We start from the raw sequence: 20,436 nt of genomic DNA on the forward strand, positions 1-20,436 counted from the left end.
GGCCTATCTGTTATGGGATTTGGCTGGCTATAGCGTTCTTCGTGACGTACTACACCTAATTAGTTATTAGCAACAGATCAGGATTGATAAGTAATATCATGTCCGGCTGAACAACTGTCATTGCGAACGGAGTGTTCGCGGAGCGCCTGGAAGAGAAGCAATCTCCAAACCCTTGTGATTGCTTCATCCCACTGCGTTGCATTCGCAATGACACATAATATCAGGTTCAGTTAAACACTTCTAATATCTGTAGGTTGGGTTGAGGAACGAAACCCAACGTTTGCTCTACGTTCATGTTGGCTTGAACCACGGTGAAACCCAGCATAAATAAATTTTATTATCGTTATCAGTGAGAAGTCCAAAAGCTACCACTAATTGTAATTACGAATTACTTTGGTGTTTCCCTATCTAAAGCAAAAAGCGAACCAACACATACAAAGCCGAAGCTACCAGTTGCAATAGCATCACTGGAATACCATAGTGTAAAAAAGTTTTGAACGAGATACGCCTTCCATGCTGCTCAGAAATACCGGCGGCTACGATATTAGATGATGCACCTACTAATGTGCCATTACCTCCCAAAGTTGCACCAAACATCATCGCATAAAAAAGCGGCAACACTTCTGGGGGAAACTGCCCCTGAAAGTCTTGTGCTAAAACTTCTGCGGGTGCTAATCCCACAGTAACGATGTATTGTTTAAGCAAGGGAACCATCCCCACCACTAAAGGTATATTGGGCACTACGCTAGACAATATACCGACAAAAAATAACAAAACTAGCGAACCCAGGATAATATTTTTTCCTATAATTGCTGCAAATATTCCTGATAAACCATTAATTACACCTGTTTTTTCTAGCCCTCCAATTAACACAAAAATACTCATAAAAAATATTAATGTACTCCAGTCCACATCCCGCAAAATGTTGTTAACTGAATCAATTTTGCTATGATGAGATAAAAGCAAAGCCAAAGCTGCTCCTAACAAAGCTGCGGCAGCAGGCGAAACCGGAACTGGTAGAGTTTCTCCAACGACAAAAAATAGCAGGACGAAAAATACTATAACTGCACCAAAGCTTAAAGCTCGTGGATGATTGATTTGTGGATGTGGCAGTTCTTCTAAATTATCTAACTGGGTATTCCAAATTTTACGAAATAAAAATGGTAGTGTTGCAATTACTATAGCAACGGCAATTACTCCTCCTAAACTCAATTTCAATAAATAATCTGTAAAGCTGATATTCACAGCATCACCAACAATAAAGGTAGCTGGATCTCCAACTAAAGTTAGGAGTCCGGCACTATTAGCAACAAATACCATTAAAATTAACAAGGGTACGAAATTTATCCCAACTTCCTGCGCCATTGGTGGAATTAAAGGCGCTAACAACATTACTGTTGTGGCATTTGGTAAAACTGCACAAATGGGTGTCACAATAGCCACAATACCGAGTAATAGACGCTTGCCTTGTCCCTTAGCCAAGAGTACTATTTGAGTTGCTAAATAATCAAATATCTTGGTAGGTTCAAAAGCCCTAACTAGCACCATAACTCCAAAGAATAAACCTAGTGTTCCATGACTGTTGCCGATATAACCAACAGCTTCTTCTAAAGTCATGACGTTGGTAAAAACTAATAATAATGCTCCCAATAATGCCGCGATGGTGAGATGTACCCATTCTGTCATTACTAAAATAATGACGCTGATAAATGTAATAATACTGAGAATGGCTTGCCAATTTTCCACATTTTTCCTCCCGAAGTTTTATTGGTTGCATGGTAGCGAAAAAAGCCACCTATAACTAGGCGACTTTTCTATGATTACAATTGGATAAAATTACTGAAATTCTGAATAGTGATTATTCATCAATGCAACTGGGAATACCCAAAACAGCGCAGGGAAAATTGGAACCTAATCCCTCAATCATCGGATGGTTAACAGATTTACAACCGAGAAATAGAATATCGGCGGCTTCTGATTCAACAACTTTGTGAAGTTCTGCGGAAATGCTGCCAAACCGCAAATGAGATTTAAAAGAACCTTGCCATTCTTCAGCCAGACTTCGGGCTTGCCAGAGAATTATATCTGCTTGTTGTAGGGGAGTTACCACTGTCTGCAATTGGGGTTGAGTTAATACCTGTGTGGCAGACTTTGATATTTCACTGACTTGACATTCTAATTGAAGCTGTTGTTCTGGAAAGGTTAGGATATTTGAATACTGGCTGCTTTGATTATCTTCTATCACATAAACGGCTTGAACTGTGACTTCTGCATTAGTCGCTAAACGTGTTTGATGAGCAATCCAAAAAGCAATATCTAGCGCCGTATGACTGTTAGGAGATGCGTTGTATGCAACAATTAAATTAACTGCCTTTTCTCTTTGAGGTTTTTTAGAAAAAGGTTCTTTTGGTTCTGGTACTAATACCATTTGTTCAATTAAGTCATCTCGACCTACGGCACTTTGCAGACGTGCTAACATTGGCTTAATTTGCACAGCTTTACTTCTCCCAATGAAATGATTTAGTAATGAGAGGCAGGGGGACAAATTTTAGATTTTTGGATTTTGGATTTTAGATTGAGTGACGATAACCAAAGCTTCAAATCTTAAATTAGTCAAGGAAACCCCAATAATAACTGTATTACAGCCAAAATCTTGGGGGTTCCTTCCATTGCCTACGGAGTTAGCTGACGGGCTAAGACTGGAAGGTGTCTCTCGTTAGATTAGCCCCAAACATTGGTTCCTCCGTTCCAAATCCAGCTTTCATGAATTTGAATTAGGCTACCCACTAAAAAAATGATAATCTAATTTACTCGTCTTGGGCAAAATATCGATCGAGGAAGTTCAGGGCGTGGTTGCGGAGTTCAAAATATTCTTTTGAGTTTCGCATGGCGGCGCGAGCCTCTTTCAGAGGAGCTTCGCTAACGCGTGGATGCTCAAAAGGAACTTCTAAAATCTCTCCTATATTAGCAGCTGGGCCATTGGTCATCAAGACAATGCGATCGGACATATAAATTGCTTCGTCTACATCGTGGGTAATCATCATCACTGCTTGACGATTATTTTCCCAAATATCCAATACCTGCCGTTGCAATTTGCCACGAGTTAGCGCATCTAGTGCGCCAAAAGATTCATCCATCAGCAATATTTTAGGACGAATTGCTAAAGCTCTGGCAATACCTACTCGTTGTTTCATACCTCCAGAGATTTCATCAGGATATTTGTCAGCCGCCGCCGTCAAGTTTACCATTGCCAAGTGTTCATTTACAATGCTAATTTTTTCAGCCCTATTAGCATTTTTTAGCACTTCATCCACAGCTAAACGGATATTCTCTCGCACAGTTAACCAAGGTAACAATGAATAGTTCTGAAATACCATCATCCTTTCGGCTCCTGGCTGACGCTAATTCTTCGATTTTGCCCACGGCGTAATTCAGAATTAAACCAGTTACACCAATTACCAACACAGCTAAAAAGACTGAACTCAGGTTTAAGCGACTCCATTCATCCCACACAAAGAAGCCGATACCAATACCACCTGTAAGCATTTCCACGGCGACGATTACCAGCCAAGCTATACCTAAACTAATTCGTAAACCTGTAAAAATATACGGTAAACTTGCAGGCCAAATGATTTTTGTAATCCTTCTCCAACGAGGCATTTCTAGCACTCGTGCCACATCTAAATAATCTTTGGGAACGCTAGAAACTCCTAAAGCGGTATTAATAATTGTTGGCCACAAAGAGGTAATAAAGATGACAAAAATGGCTGAAGGATCTGCCAAATTGAAAATTGCTAAGGCGATGGGTAGCCAAGCTAAGGGCGATACAGGTTTAAAAATTTGAATGATCGGATTGAGTGCTAGCATTGCCGATCTAGACATGCCAATTAGAAAGCCTAGAGGAATTGCTACTACCGCACCTAATAAAAAACCTATTAATACCCGGCGCAAACTTGCGATCAATAGCCAACCAATTCCTAAGTTGCCTGGGCCTTGCTGGTAGAAGGGATTTAAGATGTAGTCTAAATTAGCGATTAGCGCTTCTGGAGGAGTGGGCATTAATTCATGGTTGGCAAGTGCAATAATCCACCACAACACAATTATTCCCAAAAACCCCAACACAGGTAGAAAGAAGACATCCCTGACAATTACAGGTTTTGTCTTTTTCCACGCAGCTTGTCCAGCGATCGCAGCGATCGCGGCCAAATTTAATTGAAATATCATTTACGACCTCAACAGATTTAAGTGCAGGTACAAAAAATCCGAGCAGTACCAGCCTTGGACACCGATGAGATCGGAACATTATAAAAATGCCGTCTCTTCAGTCTCCTCTCAATGCCTACGAAGTTAGCTGACGGGCTAGGGCTGAGAGATGCCCTTCTTTTTAGAGTGCTGAGTACCGAGTGCTGAGTGCTGAGTTAACTCTTCACTTCTCACTTTTAACTCCTCACTTTTTATCAGATACGCCCCACAATTTGGTTCCTCCGCTCCAGCGTTATGCACTGTGACACGCTGGATTAAGCTGACTTACTCTAATGGATTACTAAATTATGCACAATATAACATTGATGCTCAGTAAAAGCCATCTATCTTATGATAAGTGCAGTTAGATTTTATGCCAAAATTAAGCATTTATATTTAGGTTTTGGTAATAATTGTAACTCGTATTTGTGATTGGATTTTGAGCGAAATCATTGCCTAGAAAGCTAAATAATATAGTTTAATCAAGCATCAAGGTCGTTACATATTTAATTAATATTTCTTAATTTTAAGCTGGATTATACTGGGAGAGTTTTATATGCGGTTAGTTAATCAGCTAATAAAATAACATTTAATATCTATTCCTTTTGGTAGGTGAATTAAACTCCTACACTTGGTAAAAACCCTCTGCACTCGCTAAACTAATTGGATATGGCAGTTTGCTCATCTATCTCTTAGCTGAATTTTAACATAATGGATTTTAGTCAAGTACTGGCTGAAAAAAGGAACATCATCATAGATAAATGGGTTACAGCAGTTCGCAAGGATAGGCGGATTGAAAGTGCTGATGACTTATCTTATACAGCAGTAAAGGATCATGTCCCTGATGTTTTGCAAGCAATGGTGACAGTGCTTTCAAAATCTCAGGATAATGATATTCAGTCGATAGTTACTGCCAGCTTTCAGCATGGAGCTATTCGAGCAGAACAAGGTTACGATCCAGCAGAAATAGCCAGAGAATATCATCTGTTGCGAACAGTAATATTTGATGCTCTACAACCAGATTTAATGGAGGGAACACCTGTAGAAATAATTCGTTCTATGCGTTTAATTGACGCTATCATAGACGAAGCGATCGCTCGGTGTTTTAAGAGTTATGTTGAGCAACGCTTAGGAGAATTACAGCAGTTGCAGTCATCGCTAACGCTCCATAATGAAGAACTCACGCGCTTGATGAGCGCAAATCAAGAGTATCTTTCGCAGCTAGCCCACGAATTGAAGCATCCCCTAACTTCCATTATTGGTTACTCTGATCTATTTTTACGCCAACAACGACGAAAGACTGAGATAAAAGACACCTCTGCTAATCTCGAACATATTGAGCGGGTACTACGCAATGGGAGACAGTTACTCCACTTGATCAATGATGTACTAGAACTTTCGCGGTATGAGGCAGGGCAAATAAAACTCCAGCTAGCACCCACCGATGTGCGTGAATTAATCAATAATGTCTGTGAAATGTTGGAACCTTTAGCTTCTGGGAAAAATTTAAAAGTCCTAGTAGATTGCGATCGCGCTCCCGAAGAATTGATCACAGATCCCTTTCAATGCCAACAAATTGTTACAAATCTTATTAGTAATGCGATTCGCTATACAGAGTCGGGGACTATTATTATAATGTGTCAGGTATTGGAGAATCAGAGATGTGCGATCGCAGTTTCTGATACAGGAATTGGCATTGCACCAGAAAACCAAGCCCAGATATTTGAACCTTACTTTCGCGTCAGTTTTAGCGATCGTCCCTATCTACCCGATAGTACAGGATTGGGGCTAGCGATCGTTTCGCGGTTAGTAAAATTACTACAAGGTACAATTAACCTAGTTTCTGAAGTGGGAGTTGGTTCTACTTTCACTGTAATTTTCCCCTTACAAATAGAGAGTTGATTTCGCGCCAAGACATAAAATTATTGTCTACACCTTTGCGTGAAATCAAAAAACATTTTTACAACAAACCTTTTTTTTTCAAATCAGCTAGTGCATCTTCAGCAGCAGCTTTCTCTGCATCTCTCTTATTGCGTCCCTTACCTTCGCCATAAATTTTTTCATCTACCAATACTTTGGCTATAAATTCTGGTGCATGAGAAGGGCCACCTATTTGTTCTGTGAAATATTTAGGGGGAGTGGGGGTAACGTTGCGTTGCACCCATTCCTGAAAGCGATTTTTTGAGTCTACAATTACAAAATTGTTGGTGTTACTATCAGACTTATGAGAGATGGATAGGTTTTCAGCTATGACTGAATCAAACAATGGTTCTACAAAATCTCGTACTGACTCAGTTCCCGAATCTAAAAAATACGCACCGATAATCGCTTCAAAAGTGTTACTGAGCAATCTAGATTGTGTGCGTCCTCCATCTTTTTCTGCACCATTACCTAGCCGTATCCATTTACCCAAGTCTAAACTAACAGCAAATTTTGCTAACTGCGGCTTATCCACTAGCCGAGAACGCAAAGGTGTTAGTTCGCCCTCTTTTTTCTCAGGATATCGACGATAAAGATACTCACCACTTAAAAAATTTAGTAAGGCATCACCCAGAAACTCAAGTCGCTCATTATCTTCACCTGAATTAGGGTTTTCATGCATATACGATGTGTGAGTGAGTGCGCGAAGCAGGAAAGATGCATCTTGAAAAGGCAATTGTATTAGTAGTTCATCTAAGCTTTCTCTGATGCGAACTTCTTCGGCTTGTTTTGGAGAAAGAGATCGCAGAACTTCTTGCTTGTGCTTTTCTACAATATCTGCTTCTGATGCTGAAATAGCTTTGAGAAGTCTAGCAATACTATCAAGTGCGCGATAAGTATCATCAGTAGAGAAACGCTTTCCATTAATTTCATGCGCCCATTTGTTGCGAACTTCAATAATTTCGCTAACTAACGCACGTTCTCCATGACCCAGTTTTCTTTTAAAGACCTGATTCCACTGTCCGATTATTACTTTTAGTAATTCAGAAATATCATCGTGCAGTATGTCTTCTGGGTTACGCTTTAAACTTTGGTTATCTGAAAGACAGGATATGGCTATTTTCAGCCAGCCTTCACCGTGGACTTTCCGCATTTCCTGTTCAAAATAGGGGTGCAGACCCTGATTTAAAGAAATTAATGCACTCTCGATTCTGTTGCGATTACTAATAGCCATTGAGGTATTTTATTTATATAGTTACTAGAAGAACTAAATAGCCGTGTCAATAATATTCAAATTAATAAATAATTTATACCTTACTTTGCGCGATCGCACCATACAAAATACCTAAAATTCTCTTAATATCCCTAATATAATACTCACTCAAATCAATCGAGACTACATTGCCTTCAAGCTTGAGAAATTGCCAGATAGTACCGATAGTAACAGCACCATATATAGCTTTGATTTGATTTCCACCTCTCTCGTTAAATAACTGAGCCGCTACCATTTCGGCAATACATTGGGCTAAACCAGACCTCAAATTCTCATTTTTACTTTCTACTAAGACAATCACCGGACTGCGGACAAGCAACTGCTCCGAAGAAAGACTCAAAATAAAATCGCAAAAACCATTTAATCCTCGTTGGCTATCAACAGTAAAATCAACTCCAGAAAAAAAGCTTATTTCATAATTAAATTTGCGTCTAATTTCTAATAAAATTGGACTTATTATCATTTCACTTCGAGCTTTTTCGGAACTTATCGCTACTGCTAAATCAACATTTTCCCTCAGAATAGTAGATAATAAATCACTACACTCTTGCTCTTGCACATTTGCGAATAGTCCAGATGATTCGTGGATAACTAACCCAAAAGAATCAATAACTTCAATAAGTTTAAAATCACTATAAGCCATAAAACTTACTCCTTTGTCTTATGACTGAATACTATAACAAAGTTTAAAAATTCAGCTTTGGCGGAAACACCTTAGCTAAATCAAGAGATAAATCAGGGAAGCAAGGAAAAGTTATTATCTCATTTGACAAGAAAATTCGCTTATTTGAATAACCATATCTGTCTTGACTATCCTGATATGGTTCACTGTAAGCTTCCAAATAATTATCGAATAAATTCAATATCCAATAATCAGTAATACCCGCTTTAGCATAGAGAGGGATTTTCACATCTTGGTCATAAGCTAAAGAGGAATCGGAAACCTCCATCACCAATAACACATCAGTCGGTTTAGGATGAGCCGATAAATAATTATCATCTCGGTTTTGAACAATCGCAAAATCAGGTTCTGGTTCGCTCTTAGGTGGTAAAGTAATCGGGGCTTGAGATTGCAAAGTTGCCCTATCTCCTACAATTTTTGGGAGTTGCTTCCACAAATTCCTTAAACAAGTTTCATGGGCTGTACCTTTGGATGCCATTTCAATAATTTCCCCATTAATTAATTCAATGTGGTCATCTTCATGGAAAAAGCCCAATTCTCCAAGCCTGTGGTATTCATCCAGTGTGAAGCGTTTAGCCTGAGCAATACTCATAACCTTACCTTTCTCTCTTTGCCATAATCCTTATTCTAAATGTGTCAGAAATTGGTATGCTAAAGGCCGAGACTCGCTATGAAAGCAAACAATGCCTGCGCCTACTATCAACCCCACGATAACTGCCTTTCCCTTGACAGCCGTAGTCGGTCAAGAAGCAATTAAATTAGCCTTGCTGTTAGCAGCCGTTGATCCTGGTTTGGGAGGAGTAGCGATCGCAGGTCGTCGCGGTACGGCAAAATCTGTAATGGCTCGTGCTATCCACGCTCTACTACCGCCCATTGAAGTTGTCAAAGGTTCAATCAGTAATTGTGACCCCAACCACCCAGAAGAATGGGACGATCAACTTTTGGCGGAGTACGCAGACAAAGACATTCAAGATGTTCCCGTCGAAATCATTCCCGCGCCTTTTTTGCAAATTCCTCTAGGTATCACTGAAGACCGACTATTAGGTTCAGTAGATGTTGAAAAGTCGGTAAAACAAGGCGATACCATTTTTCAGCCTGGATTACTCGCTACAGCAAATCGGGGTGTACTGTACGTAGATGAAATTAATTTATTAGATGACCAAATATCAAATCAGCTTCTAACAGTATTATCTGAAGGACGCAACCAGATTGAACGGGAAGGGATTAGTTTTCAGCATCCGTGCAAATCCCTATTTATTGCCACCTACAACCCAGAAGAAGGCGGATTACGGGAGCATTTATTAGATAGAATTGCGATCGCACTCTCTGCTGACGGTGTACTCGGCTTAGATCAAAGAGTAGAAGCAGTTGAACAAGCGATCGCTTATTCTAAATCTCCCCAAGACTTTCTCAAACAGTACAACGAAGATTTAGACTCACTCAAAACCCAAATTATCTTGGCGCGGGAATGGTTGAAAGAGGTAATCATCACCCACGAACAAATTGCCTACTTAGTCGATGAGTCCATTCGTGGAGGAGTTCAGGGACATCGCGCCGAGTTATTCGCTGCGCGGGTTGCCAAAGCTGCTGCGGCTTTGGAGGGACGAACAACAGTTAATGCCGAAGATTTGCGCCGTGCCGTGGAATTGGTGATTGTACCACGAGCTACAGTTGTGCAGACACCGCCACCAGATCAAGCACCACCACCGCCTCCACCCCCACCCCAACAGAATCAAGAAGAACCCCAAGACGAATCAGAAGAGGAACAAGAAGAACAAGAAGAACAGGAAGAAAATCAAGAGCAAGAACCTCCCGACATCCCGGAAGAATTTATCTTTGATCCAGAAGGGGTAATTCTTGATGACAACGTGCTGTATTTTACTCAAATGGCGAAGCGGCAAGGTAAATCTGGTAGTCGCAGTGTCATATTTTCCGATGACAGGGGACGCTACATTAAGCCAATGTTACCCAAGGGGAAAGCGCGACGCATTGCAGTAGATGCCACGCTGAGAGCTGCGGCTCCTTATCAAAAAGCACGCAGACAAAGGCAACCAGATAGAAAAGTTATTGTCGAACAGCCTGATATTCGCTCGAAACGCTTGGTACGTAAAGCCGGGGCGTTGGTAGTGTTTGTGGTAGATGCTTCTGGCTCAATGGCCCTGAATCGAATGCAATCGGCTAAAGGTGCAGTGATGCAATTGTTAACAGAAGCTTATCAAAACCGCGATCAAATAGCATTAATTCCTTTCCGGGGAGAACAGGCAGAGGTATTATTGCCTCCAACACGTTCTATTGCCTTAGCGCGTAACCGTTTGGAAAGGTTGCCCTGTGGTGGGGGTTCGCCCTTAGCACATGGTTTAACTCAAGCTGTGCGCGTCGGCTTAAATGCTCAGATGAGTGGAGATATTGGGCAAGTTGTCCTTGTAGCAATCACCGATGGGCGGGGTAATATTCCCTTAGCGCGTTCTTTGGGTGAACAGCTAGAACCAGGAGAAAAGCCAGATATCAAAGGAGAATTATTAGAAATTGCTGCCAGAATTCGTGCTTTGGGGATGCAACTATTAGTAATTGATACGGAAAGTAAATTTGTGTCTACTGGCTTTGCTAAGGAATTATCGCAAACAGCAGGCGGTAAATATTATCATTTGCCAAAAGCGACAGATCAAGCTATTGCTGCTATGACCAAAGGTGCGATCGCTGATTTAAAATCTAGATAATTAGTCATTAGTCATTAGTCATTGGATTTTTGACTTAGCACGACTACGAGCCAGTAGGCATTACCTGTGGTTGTAAATAGCAAATCAAATCTTGAATTCCCTTTTGCAGATACCGTGTTACTGTCATTGGACTAGTACCAATGTTTTTAGCAGCATCCTTGCGAGAAAGTTCCTTCAAAAAGACCATTTCAACCGCCATCCGGGGCTTTTCTTCCAACATATTGATTGCACCTTGCAGTTGTTGGCGTTCTTCTTCTTGTTGTAAAAGAACATGAGAACGAGGACAAGGAAGTGCTTCACCCAAGGTTATTTGGCAATCAACATAGTTAACTGCGGTTGCATCTAAACTTAAAGGCATCCGATTTTGAGCAGCTAACTTGGTTTCTTGCCATTCTTGTACAGATACCCGGAGATGGCTGGCAATTTCAGCATCCTTGGGCTGGCGACCTAAAGACATTGCCAAGTCCTTGCGAATTTTTTGCCCTTCATTATATAATTCTTGCCAACGACGGGGAATTTTTAATAGAGTACTGCGATCGCGCAAAAAGTGCAGCATCTCACCGCGAATGTATGGCACTGCAAAGGAACTAAAAGCATATCCTTGGCTAGGGTCGAAACGCTCAATAGCCCTAATCAAACCAAAATAACCAATTTGTTCTAAATCTTCATAAGGTTCATTACATTGATGGCTAAATTTATGAGCCATCTTCCGTACTAAGCCGGTATGTAACTGTACAAGTTTATTACGAAGTTTAATAGAAGGATTCTGGTGGTACAAGTGTAATAATTCTATACCATCAGTTCGTAAAGAGGACTCACTTGCTGCCATATACATTCCTTTGTTGTAACTCCTATTCCTGGGAAAATGGAGTTGCGTATATTTTCTTCTAAGCTGTTATTATTTTGCTTAGTCAGGGAAGAATAAGCCATCGTCGTTTCACTGAACTTATGAGGGGTCTAACTCCATAATTCAGTGTTTGTACGCATGATTTTGCGAACATCTCTGTTACAGGTTATTTTTGCTTTTTATATAACTGTTGAATGGTAAATAATCTTTAGCTTTTGCAACAAAAACTAGCTATTTATGCTGAAAAATGCATAACTTACCTAATAGTCATCCGTCATACTGAGTGCAAGTGGATCGGTACTGAATTAATCGCAAAATAGCTTGCAATCAAGGGTAAAGAGTGTGCTATCAGTACTAAAGATGCTGTGAAATCCTCAAAAACTGACAACTCTAATTTTCAACAACAAAGCCGCCCTTCAGATTTGGCAACAATATTAAATCGTTGGCTGTTAACCGCAAAGATTGGTAACAATAGGAATAAGCACAACGTTTTCCTAAAAAACAGTTTTTCAATATGAGCAATACCAGTAATTTTCGTGAAGCTATCCGTGAGGCTAAATCTCACGCCCTTGTTGGCCCTAACGTGATTGCCAACGCCCTCCCCTACGTCGGTGGTGGTTTGGTGCTAACGGCATTAGGAACCTACGGCGGTTTGGGAGTTATCCGTACTAACCCCGAAATATTCTTCCCCACCTTCATTGGTGCGGTGATTGTGGAGTTAATTTTGTTCTTTGTTGCCCAAAATGTTGCCCAAAAAGGTAACAAGGGACTTGCACTACCCCTGTTGGCAACCTATAGCCTCTTGTCTGGATATACTCTCAGTGGCTTGATATTCGTCGCCTTGAGATCCCAAGGTGTTGGCATTCAAGGCATTGGTTTAGCTGCCCTTGGTTGTGGTGTCACCTTTATAGCTGCCCGTCAAATTGGTTCAAATCTTTCTGAACAAGATGGGATGGCTTTGACGAAAACCATCAATCTCGGCGTTATTGCCTTGGTGGTTGTGTGCCTCGCCCAATTCGGCTTTGCCATGTTTGGTGTTTACACGCCAAATTGGTTAGAAATTGCCATCTCCGGTTTAGGAGTATTTCTGTTTGTTGGGGTTTCTGTTGTCGATTTCTACATCTTGCCCCGCACTTACAGCGATGACCAATATCTGCCTGCTGCTTTGTCGATGTACCTCACTTACATCAACTTGTTTGTCTTTATCTTGCGGTTGCTAATTGCTATCAATGGCCGCGATTAATTGTCTGTAGACGCTAACACAAGTCAAGTTTTATAAAGTAAAAACCGTGGTTAAATTTTTAGCAACCACGGTTTTTTTATTTGTTTAACAGTAGAATATGTGGATAAGTTAAGCCTCAAGTGAGCAAAACTATGCTTGAACTCTTAAATATAAAAATTGAAGTAGAAAGATTGTCTAATATCTTGACCAAGGCTGAAGGCTGTCTTTGACCTGACAGAACTAAGTGCAAGAATTGAAGAGTTGAATCAATTGATTTCTCAAGCTGCTTTCTGGCATAATTCTGCCACTTTCTATCAGATACTTGAAGAAATTGAATTCCTCAACGCTACAAAGAAACAATATCAGCGATCGCACTTCATTCTAGAAGATATCAAGGCTGCACTAGAACTACTAGAATTATCTGCTGATGAAGAATTGTTGCTAGAGGCGCAAACCAACCTTACCCAACTCCAGCAAGAACTCGAAACAGTAGAAATAGAACAATTACTGTCCAGTCCCTGCGACCAAAAAGGTGCATTTCTCACTATTACTGCTGGGGTTGGTGGTGCAGATGCTCAATATTGGGCATATATGCTGCTACGAATGTACTCTAAATGGGGAGAAAGCAACAGTTACAAAATCCTTTTAGTGGAAGAATCTTGCGGGGATTTAGCTGGAATTAAATCTGCCTCCTTGGAAATTATCGGTCGTTATGCATACGGCTACCTCAAATCAGAAACAGGCACACATCAACTAGAGCAAATATCGCCCTTTGATGCTGCTAACAGCTTGCGAACGAGTTTAGCTAGTGTAGAAGTTATCCCAATATTGGATGAGTCTATTGATTTTGAGATTCCAGAGAAGGATTTGGAAATTACTTTTTATCGCCATCGGGGGAATGTTAACCGAACAGAAACATGGGTAAAGATGGTTCACATTCCTACTGGGATCAGTGTATCTTGTAACCAAGAGCGTAGCCAGCTGCAAAACAAAGAGAAAGCCTTAGCTATTCTCAAGAGTAAACTGTTTGCGCTCGCACTAGCCCAAGGTGTCCAGATTGACAAAAATCAACGCCGACAGATAAAAGCTCTATCCAACAAGCTCATCCGTGAATATATCTTGCATCCTTACACCAAGGTGAAAGATTTACGTACCAATGTAGAAACACTTGTTGCGACAGAGGTATTAGACGGTAAAATTGATTTGTTTATCAAAGCCTATCTGCAACAGCTATATCTCACTACTTCAGAGGATAAGAAAGTGCTTGATAATTTCAAGTAACTTTTGTAACCTATACAAGTTGTGCAGAAAAAATTTGCCCAACTACAGCTAAAATCAAGAAACATAAAAAGAGCAATTTTCCAATCCAAAGCGCTCTATCTATCATTCAGCAAGCATTATGGATGTCCTAGAACTCAAACGCGAAATCGAAACGTTGTCTGGCCGCCTGGGTAAAACCCAGGACTATCTTTGACGTACCTGCACTGACAGCCAAAATTCAAGACCTCGAAAAAATATCCGCTCAACCAGAATTTTGGAATGAGCAAACCCAGGCTCAACAAACCCTGCAAGAACTCAACGACCTGAAAGCCCACCTCCAGCAATACGATCGCTGGCACGCCAATCTAGAAGATACTAAGGCAGTTGTTGAGTTGTTGGAGTTAGAAACCGATGAGGCACTACTCCAAGAAGCAGAATCTACCATCACTAAACTGAATCGTGACCTGGATCAGTGGGAGTTACAACAGTTACTTTCCGGCCCCTATGATGCAGAAGGTGCTGTACTGACGATTAGTGCTGGTGCTGGTGGCACAGATGCTCAAGACTGGGCATTTATGCTGATGCGGATGTACACCCGTTGGGGCGAAGCTCACGGCTATAAGGTAACTTTAGCTGAAGAGTCGGAGGGTGATGAAGCCGGAATTAAATCGGCAACCCTAGAAATTACTGGTCGCTATGCTTATGGTTACTTGCGATCGGAAATGGGTACACATCGCTTAGTGCGGATTTCACCTTTTAATGCCAACGGTAAGCGACAAACCAGTTTTGCAGGGGTGGAAGTAATGCCGCAGATTGATAACTCTGTGCAATTAGATATTCCAGATAAGGATTTGGATATCACCACAACTCGATCTGGTGGTAAAGGTGGCCAAAACGTCAACAAAGTAGAAACTGCTGTGCGGATTGTTCACATTCCTACTGGCCTTGCCGTGCGCTGTACAGAAGAGCGATCGCAGCTGCAAAATAAAGAGAAAGCCCTAAATCGCCTCAAAGCAAAGCTTTTGGTCATCGCCAAGGAACAACGCGCCCAAGAAATTGCCGAAATTCGTGGCGATATGGTGGAAGCCTCCTGGGGAAACCAAATCCGTAACTATGTATTTCACCCTTACCAGATGGTGAAAGATTTACGTACAAATACAGAAACTACGGCTATTGGCGATGTGATGAATGGTGAACTTGATCCATTCATTCAAGCTTATTTGCGCCAAGAAAATAAATTAGTAGAAAACACTTATCCATAATTTGGGATTCTTTACAAGTGCTAAGTAATTATTCTTAATATTACTTAGCGCTTGTTGTTTATTTTTAGTGTTTCATATTGGTGCGATGCCTAGCATTTCCTCTTATTAGGGCGTTTTCAGAGAAATTTTTTAGCAAAATACAGGCGATCGCTATTCTATCCCAGACCAACTGTTACAGTTATAAAAGAGTCTGTGGACAAATAACTATGAGCAACACTCCCTCAACAGAACCTCAACCTAGCTACGTAAAACTCGCCATGCGAAACATGGTGCGTAAGGGTGCAACTTCCCTGAAGCATTTTGGATTGACTGCCGTGGGGCTTTTAGCTCTCCTTGTTGGTCTTGCTTACCTAACTCACTAAACTAGTCATTAGTCATTAGTCATTAATTATATTTAAAAGGACAGACGACCAATGACAAAGGACAGTCTTAGCGAAAAACCATAAACCTCAGACTAGGAGACTGTGTGCCCCTGAGCGTTGAACTATATGTAGAGGATGATTTTTACGATTTGTCCCCGGCAACATCTGTAAAAATGGGGGACACTGATCCCCGAATTCCTGCTGAAACTTGGGAAAATTGGTTTAATCACTGGTTAGAAATACTTCAACCCCAAATTCCGCCAGCGCCAAGTTATGAAATTGGGCTGCGTTTGACAGACGACTCGCAAATTCAAGAACTGAATGCTCAGTATCGCCAACAAAATAAGCCCACAGACGTTTTAGCTTTTGCTGCTTTAGAAGTGGATTTTCCGCAAAGCAAAGAAATGCTTGCATCTGTACCATTATACTTAGGTGATATTATTGTGTCTGTAGATACGGCACAGTTTCAAGCTCAACAGCAGGAACATAGCTTACCAACTGAGCTAGCTTGGTTAGCATCTCACGGTCTATTACACCTGTTGGGCTGGGATCATCCTGATGAAGAAAGTTTGGGGCGAATGTTAAAACAGCAAGTAAGATTGCTGAACGCAATAGGTATTTCTATTGACATGGAATAGCAGTAGTTATGTGTTCTTAATGTTAATTTTGGGTAATACTTTTATAATACTTCTGTGGAAAATTGCTTAAAGATTGCCTCAAAGTTAATTCTGCCATTAAGATCGGCGAATATTCCCACTGTAGCAACTCTATCTTTGTATTTTTAAGTCTATGTCCCCAAAAATTTCTCCATCACCAACGCCTACCTCGTTACAAACACTGGTGTCTAACGAACGGGAATTTTCCTGGAAAGTAGCCTCTAATCTATTTGTTAGTTTTAAATATGCCTGGGCTGGAATCAGCTATAGTTTTCAAACTCAACGGAATTTTCGCATCCACGTAAGTGTTTGCGCTTTAGCGATCGCTTTAAGCGTTTTTCTACATCTGCAAGCGGTGGAAATAGCGGTAATTGGTGTAACTAGTGGTTTAGTTTTGGCATTAGAGTTACTAAATACAGCGATCGAGTCTCTTGTGGACTTAACCGTTAAGCAGACATACCATGAATTGGCAAAAATCGCTAAAGATTGTGCGGCTGGTGCAGTCCTTGTGTCTGCTTTGGTAGCCGTGCTAGTAGCTGGTACGCTATTGCTCCCTCCTTTGGTAAAGTTAATTATATCGACTTTGTAAATATGCTTTGTATAGGCGTAGCCCAACCCAGGCATCGCCAAGTGATTTGGTAAGAGGATCACACTCTAGCCAATCCACTGCGGAAAACACATATAAGTAATTCAAAATTTAAGAAGTGGCTGGTCGTAGAATAGCCGCTTCATATTTTTGCCCCATAACACAAGCCAAAATTGCTCTAACTGTGGCGAAAAAGTCAAAAAATCTCTGTCTACCAGGACTCATATTTGCCCTCATTGCGGATATGTAGGAGATAGAGATATCAACGCAGCTATTAACATCCTAAAGTTAGGATTAACTACGGTGGGGCACACCGGAAGCTACGCTACAGGAGATTTGCCCTCTTGGGCAGTTGGTGCAAGCCTGCTGTCTAACGGCGAGTCTGTGAATGTAGAATCCCCGTCACTTTAGTGCGGGGAGTGTCAAAGTATCACAATTTGGGCAGTTCACTGCCTTAAGAACCATTGCTGTATTTATAATTCAGCACCTTACCTCACAACCGGAAAAGCCTAGAAACTAATTAACAGGTTTGCGCTGTCAACCACAGAATAAAACCTGATCTGCGGATAACCGAAGTCTACAAGAACTATTGAAGAAGAATTCAGAAGTCAGAATTCAGGAGCGGAGCCGGAGACGCTCCGCCTCCGGTCAGAATCAATCAGTCGGGGATTCGGTTATTCATCCGCCACTCGCACAGAAAACATTGCTGAATTCTGACTCCTGACTCCTGAATTCTGTTCGATAAGCCAATTCCAGAAATGGTGCGCTATTATCGACGAACAATTGCAAAGAACTGCTGTTGAGAGTGCGATTTAAATTCGACTTTAACATCATGAATTGGCGAGGATAAAAAAATGGTTCAAAGTATAGGCGGTGTTGCGAACTATACAGCTACCGACCTAAATCGATTTGCCGAAGACCTGAATCGAGACGGAATTTGTGTGATTCGTGGGCTTTTTGATAAAAAATTGATTGGTGAGTGGGCAAAAGCTTTTGAAAATTTATTCCGAGAGCGCCAAAATCAACCAGGTGGGCTGGCTCCCCGTGAAATAGCTCGCTACTATTTGACATTGCCTTGGGTTTCCCCTTTTGCCAATGTGGAAGTTTTCGCCAATCCGGTGATTATGGGTATCCTTGAGCGAGTATTTTTTCAGGAATATGTGATGGTTCAGATGGGAGTTGATCTGCCAGTACAAGGTTCGGATTATCAAGAAATCCATCGGGACTATCGCCCTTTATTCTCCGACCAAATAGTAACGCCACTCTATGCCCTTGCGGTTAACTTCCCCCTTGTGGAAGTAACGGCAGAAAACGGCCCGTTCCAGATGGCGCGTGGTACGCATGTTTTGCCGCGTGAAGAGGGATTAAGGAAAATTGCCACTGGTGAAATTCCGATGGAATCTTTTTATATGGAGCTAGGGGATGCGATGATTCGGACACCTTTGGCGTTGCATCGGGGTTCACCAAATCGAACTGACCAGCCAAGGCCAATGGTAGTTATGGGCTATGCTATGCATTGGTTGCACACGCCGAAGGTGGATTTGACTCTCCAACGAGACTATTATCAGAGCCTACCAGAGAATTTAAGGCAGATGATTCGGTGTCAGGTTGTAGAACAGTTGCCAAAGGAGAAGGTTGAAACTTACGTAAATTTCAAGTATTAAGTAAGTTGACGGAATTAAAGGTAGCTAGCGAAGGCTGTCATTTGTCCTTGGTCATTTGTCATTGGTCATTAGTAAGGACTTTAAACCTGTTTACATTTTGTAAATACTTGGGTTTTTAGTACTAACTTACTTAATCAGCAAGCTCTTTACTCTGTGTTATCTGCGCCTCTGTGGTTAAATAAAAGACTTTGGAACCGCAGAGACGCGGAGGGCGCAGAGAGAAAAAAAGAGATTTTATATCATGTCCGGTTAAATAATTGTCATTGCGTACCGCCAAGGGCGGAACCCGCAGGGTACGAAGAGAAGCAATCCCAAAAGCCTTGCGATTGCTATCTCTACGAGACGCTACGCGAACATTCCACTTCGTTGCATTCGCAATGACATATCACAAGTAATTTGCCGGACATGATATTACTAGTCACTTTGAAAGGGCTTTGTATTTTTGGAGTTTGGAATCATTCAGACTCAAATTCAGTAATGCGGGAAAATTCAAGAACACGAACCAGCATAAAGATAGTTGTTTTTGCGATCGCACTTCTTCAAAATTTGAGTTAACACGCTATAGCGAGTGCCGAGATGTTAACTTATACCAATCCAGTCTACAAAGGCTATTTTGCCGATCCTTTTGTTTGGGAATTTGAGGGTGTATACTACGCGATCGGCACTGGTGCAGCCGAAGCGGAAGGAACAGTAGACGAAATCGCAAAATTACGTGTCTTCCCTCTATTACGCTCCTTTGATTTCGTGAATTGGGATTTTGTAGATAACGCCCTGTTGCGGCCAGACCCCTCTCTTGGCGATAATTTTTGGGCCCCTGAAGTTGCTTATTGCAATGGCAAATTTTACCTCTACTACTCTGTAGGACACGAGGATAAAAATCATCAGTTGCGTGTTGCCATGAGCGATAATCCTTTGGGCCCATATAAAGATGTTGGTGAACCACTTGTAGATCCGAATTCTTGCTCCTTCGCCATCGACCCCCATGCATTCCGTGACGATGATGGGCAGTGGTATTTATTTTATGCTCGTGATTTTTTAGATACTGAGGGCGGCGTGCGGGCTGGTACTGCCCTCTTTGTAGATCGGCTCCAAGATATGACCAAACTTTGCGGTGTCGGCAAAGTCGTCTTACGGGCACGTTCCGACTGGCAACGATTTCTAGCCAACCGATTGATGTATGGTGAACATTTTGATTGGCATACTTTAGAAGGCCCCTGTGTCCGTAAACATGAAGGTCGATATTATTGCTTTTATAGTGGTGGGCGTTGGGAAACTGAGGACTACGGTGTAGATTATGGTGTTGCGGATAGTGTGATGGGGCCTTACTCTGATGCGGGTAACGAAACGGGGCCACGGGTACTGCGATCGCCCTTGGCGTTGGCGGAGCCATCGCTTCCTGATCGTGTCAAAGGGCCTGGACACAACTCAATCGTTGTAGGCCCCGATGGTCAGACTGAGTACATTGTCTACCATGCCTGGGATGTAAACATGGATGCACGGCGAATGTGCTTAGATAAACTCATTTGGACACCAGATGGCCCATATTGCGAAGGCCCCACCTGGACACCGCAGGCGATCGCTTCCAAATCAATTTGATTCTTTAACACCAATTCACGAAAATCTTGATACATAAAGATTTATCGTAGGGGCATGGCATTGCTCATACGTGTCAACTTAACGTGAAACCCCTGTCAAAACTTGATGTTCAGTCCTCTGGCTTCCCATGACTATCCGCGTCACCCC

The 20,436-nt window shown here is 41.7% G+C and carries 17 protein-coding genes, 3 pseudogenes and 2 riboswitches; of the genes and pseudogenes, 12 read left to right on the top strand and 8 right to left on the bottom strand.

Annotated features, from left to right (window positions below):
* Positions 1-70 (top strand): annotated as a pseudogene (locus VB732_RS15280) (high light inducible protein); the annotation flags it as partial.
* Between the two features lie 338 nt (positions 71-408).
* Here VB732_RS15280 and VB732_RS15285 read toward each other — a convergent pair.
* The 4 genes and pseudogenes from VB732_RS15285 to ntrB form a co-directional block, all read right to left on the bottom strand.
* Positions 409-1,746 carry an SLC13 family permease gene (locus VB732_RS15285; protein ID WP_323231718.1) on the bottom strand — a complete coding sequence of 446 codons (1,338 nt, stop codon included), beginning with the start codon at positions 1,744-1,746 and terminating at the stop codon, positions 409-411.
* 112 nt (positions 1,747-1,858) lie between these two features.
* A complete protein-coding gene (locus VB732_RS15290) occupies positions 1,859-2,479 on the bottom strand; it encodes a universal stress protein (RefSeq protein ID WP_323231764.1) in 621 nt (206 codons plus the stop codon).
* A 179-nt stretch (positions 2,480-2,658) separates the two neighbouring features.
* Positions 2,659-2,791: riboswitch (cyclic di-AMP (ydaO/yuaA leader) on the bottom strand.
* A 16-nt stretch (positions 2,792-2,807) separates the two neighbouring features.
* Positions 2,808-3,401, bottom strand: a pseudogene (locus VB732_RS15295) (ATP-binding cassette domain-containing protein); the annotation flags it as partial.
* Positions 3,307-4,224, bottom strand: coding sequence for a nitrate ABC transporter permease (ntrB, locus tag VB732_RS15300; RefSeq protein ID WP_323231719.1), 918 nt, complete (start codon positions 4,222-4,224; stop codon positions 3,307-3,309). The pseudogene VB732_RS15295 and the gene ntrB, both read right to left, overlap by 95 nt.
* A gap of 97 nt (positions 4,225-4,321) precedes the next feature.
* Positions 4,322-4,534, bottom strand: a riboswitch (cyclic di-AMP (ydaO/yuaA leader).
* Between the two features lie 419 nt (positions 4,535-4,953).
* Between ntrB and VB732_RS15305 the strand changes: the two genes are divergently transcribed.
* Positions 4,954-6,144 (top strand): HAMP domain-containing sensor histidine kinase, encoded by a 1,191-nt coding sequence (locus VB732_RS15305; RefSeq protein ID WP_323231720.1) that lies wholly within the window; start codon positions 4,954-4,956, stop codon positions 6,142-6,144.
* Between the two features lie 58 nt (positions 6,145-6,202).
* On the opposite strand, the gene rnc is transcribed toward VB732_RS15305, so the two are convergent.
* From rnc to VB732_RS15320, 3 genes are all read right to left on the bottom strand, one after another.
* A complete protein-coding gene (rnc, locus tag VB732_RS15310) occupies positions 6,203-7,396 on the bottom strand; it encodes a ribonuclease III (RefSeq protein WP_323231721.1) in 1,194 nt (397 codons plus the stop codon).
* Positions 7,397-7,469: 73 nt separating this feature from the next.
* Positions 7,470-8,078: a hypothetical protein gene (locus VB732_RS15315; protein ID WP_323231722.1), complete on the bottom strand. Its 609-nt coding sequence runs from the start codon at positions 8,076-8,078 to the stop codon at positions 7,470-7,472.
* Between the two features lie 43 nt (positions 8,079-8,121).
* Complete coding sequence (locus tag VB732_RS15320) at positions 8,122-8,709, bottom strand: Uma2 family endonuclease (RefSeq protein ID WP_323231723.1); 588 nt, start codon at positions 8,707-8,709, stop codon at positions 8,122-8,124.
* A gap of 91 nt (positions 8,710-8,800) precedes the next feature.
* On the opposite strand from VB732_RS15320, the gene bchD reads away from it, so the two are divergent.
* Positions 8,801-10,834 (top strand): magnesium chelatase ATPase subunit D, encoded by a 2,034-nt coding sequence (gene bchD / locus VB732_RS15325; protein ID WP_323231724.1) that lies wholly within the window; start codon positions 8,801-8,803, stop codon positions 10,832-10,834.
* A gap of 43 nt (positions 10,835-10,877) precedes the next feature.
* Here the strand turns inward: bchD and VB732_RS15330 are convergent, their stop codons facing one another.
* Positions 10,878-11,663 (bottom strand): RNA polymerase sigma factor SigF, encoded by a 786-nt coding sequence (locus VB732_RS15330; RefSeq protein ID WP_118167949.1) that lies wholly within the window; start codon positions 11,661-11,663, stop codon positions 10,878-10,880.
* A gap of 532 nt (positions 11,664-12,195) precedes the next feature.
* On the opposite strand from VB732_RS15330, the gene VB732_RS15335 reads away from it, so the two are divergent.
* From VB732_RS15335 to VB732_RS15375, 9 genes and pseudogenes are all read left to right on the top strand, one after another.
* Positions 12,196-12,924, top strand: coding sequence for a Bax inhibitor-1 family protein (locus VB732_RS15335; protein WP_251959999.1), 729 nt, complete (start codon positions 12,196-12,198; stop codon positions 12,922-12,924).
* A 131-nt stretch (positions 12,925-13,055) separates the two neighbouring features.
* Positions 13,056-14,184 (top strand): PCRF domain-containing protein gene (locus VB732_RS15340; RefSeq protein ID WP_323231725.1). Its coding sequence is split into 2 segments (ribosomal slippage): positions 13,056-13,130 and positions 13,132-14,184, totalling 1,128 coding nucleotides; the frame shifts between segments, so codons are not numbered across the junction.
* 118 nt (positions 14,185-14,302) lie between these two features.
* Positions 14,303-15,425, top strand: a protein-coding gene (gene prfB, locus VB732_RS15345) for a peptide chain release factor 2 (protein WP_323231726.1) whose coding sequence is annotated in 2 segments (ribosomal slippage) — positions 14,303-14,374 and positions 14,376-15,425 — 1,122 coding nt in all. Because the reading frame shifts where the segments join, the coding sequence is not laid out codon by codon here.
* Between the two features lie 206 nt (positions 15,426-15,631).
* Positions 15,632-15,787 carry a DUF3285 domain-containing protein gene (locus tag VB732_RS15350; protein ID WP_323231727.1) on the top strand — a complete coding sequence of 52 codons (156 nt, stop codon included), beginning with the start codon at positions 15,632-15,634 and terminating at the stop codon, positions 15,785-15,787.
* Positions 15,788-15,897: 110 nt separating this feature from the next.
* The gene (gene ybeY / locus VB732_RS15355; protein ID WP_323231765.1) at positions 15,898-16,425 is read left to right on the top strand and encodes an rRNA maturation RNase YbeY; all 528 of its coding nucleotides are present in this window, start codon (positions 15,898-15,900) and stop codon (positions 16,423-16,425) included.
* Between the two features lie 151 nt (positions 16,426-16,576).
* Positions 16,577-17,032 carry a diacylglycerol kinase family protein gene (locus VB732_RS15360; RefSeq protein ID WP_323231728.1) on the top strand — a complete coding sequence of 152 codons (456 nt, stop codon included), beginning with the start codon at positions 16,577-16,579 and terminating at the stop codon, positions 17,030-17,032.
* Positions 17,033-17,182: 150 nt separating this feature from the next.
* A pseudogene (locus VB732_RS15365) lies at positions 17,183-17,440 on the top strand (zinc ribbon domain-containing protein); the annotation flags it as partial.
* Between the two features lie 443 nt (positions 17,441-17,883).
* Positions 17,884-18,693 carry a phytanoyl-CoA dioxygenase family protein gene (locus VB732_RS15370; protein WP_323231729.1) on the top strand — a complete coding sequence of 270 codons (810 nt, stop codon included), beginning with the start codon at positions 17,884-17,886 and terminating at the stop codon, positions 18,691-18,693.
* Positions 18,694-19,269: 576 nt separating this feature from the next.
* Complete coding sequence (locus VB732_RS15375) at positions 19,270-20,289, top strand: glycoside hydrolase family 43 protein (RefSeq protein WP_323231730.1); 1,020 nt, start codon at positions 19,270-19,272, stop codon at positions 20,287-20,289.
* The last annotated feature ends 147 nt before the right edge of the window (positions 20,290-20,436 follow it).

It is taken from the genome of Nostoc sp. UHCC 0252 (genome assembly GCF_034931145.1).
In the GTDB taxonomy this organism is placed as follows: Bacteria; Cyanobacteriota; Cyanobacteriia; order Cyanobacteriales; family Nostocaceae; genus Nostoc.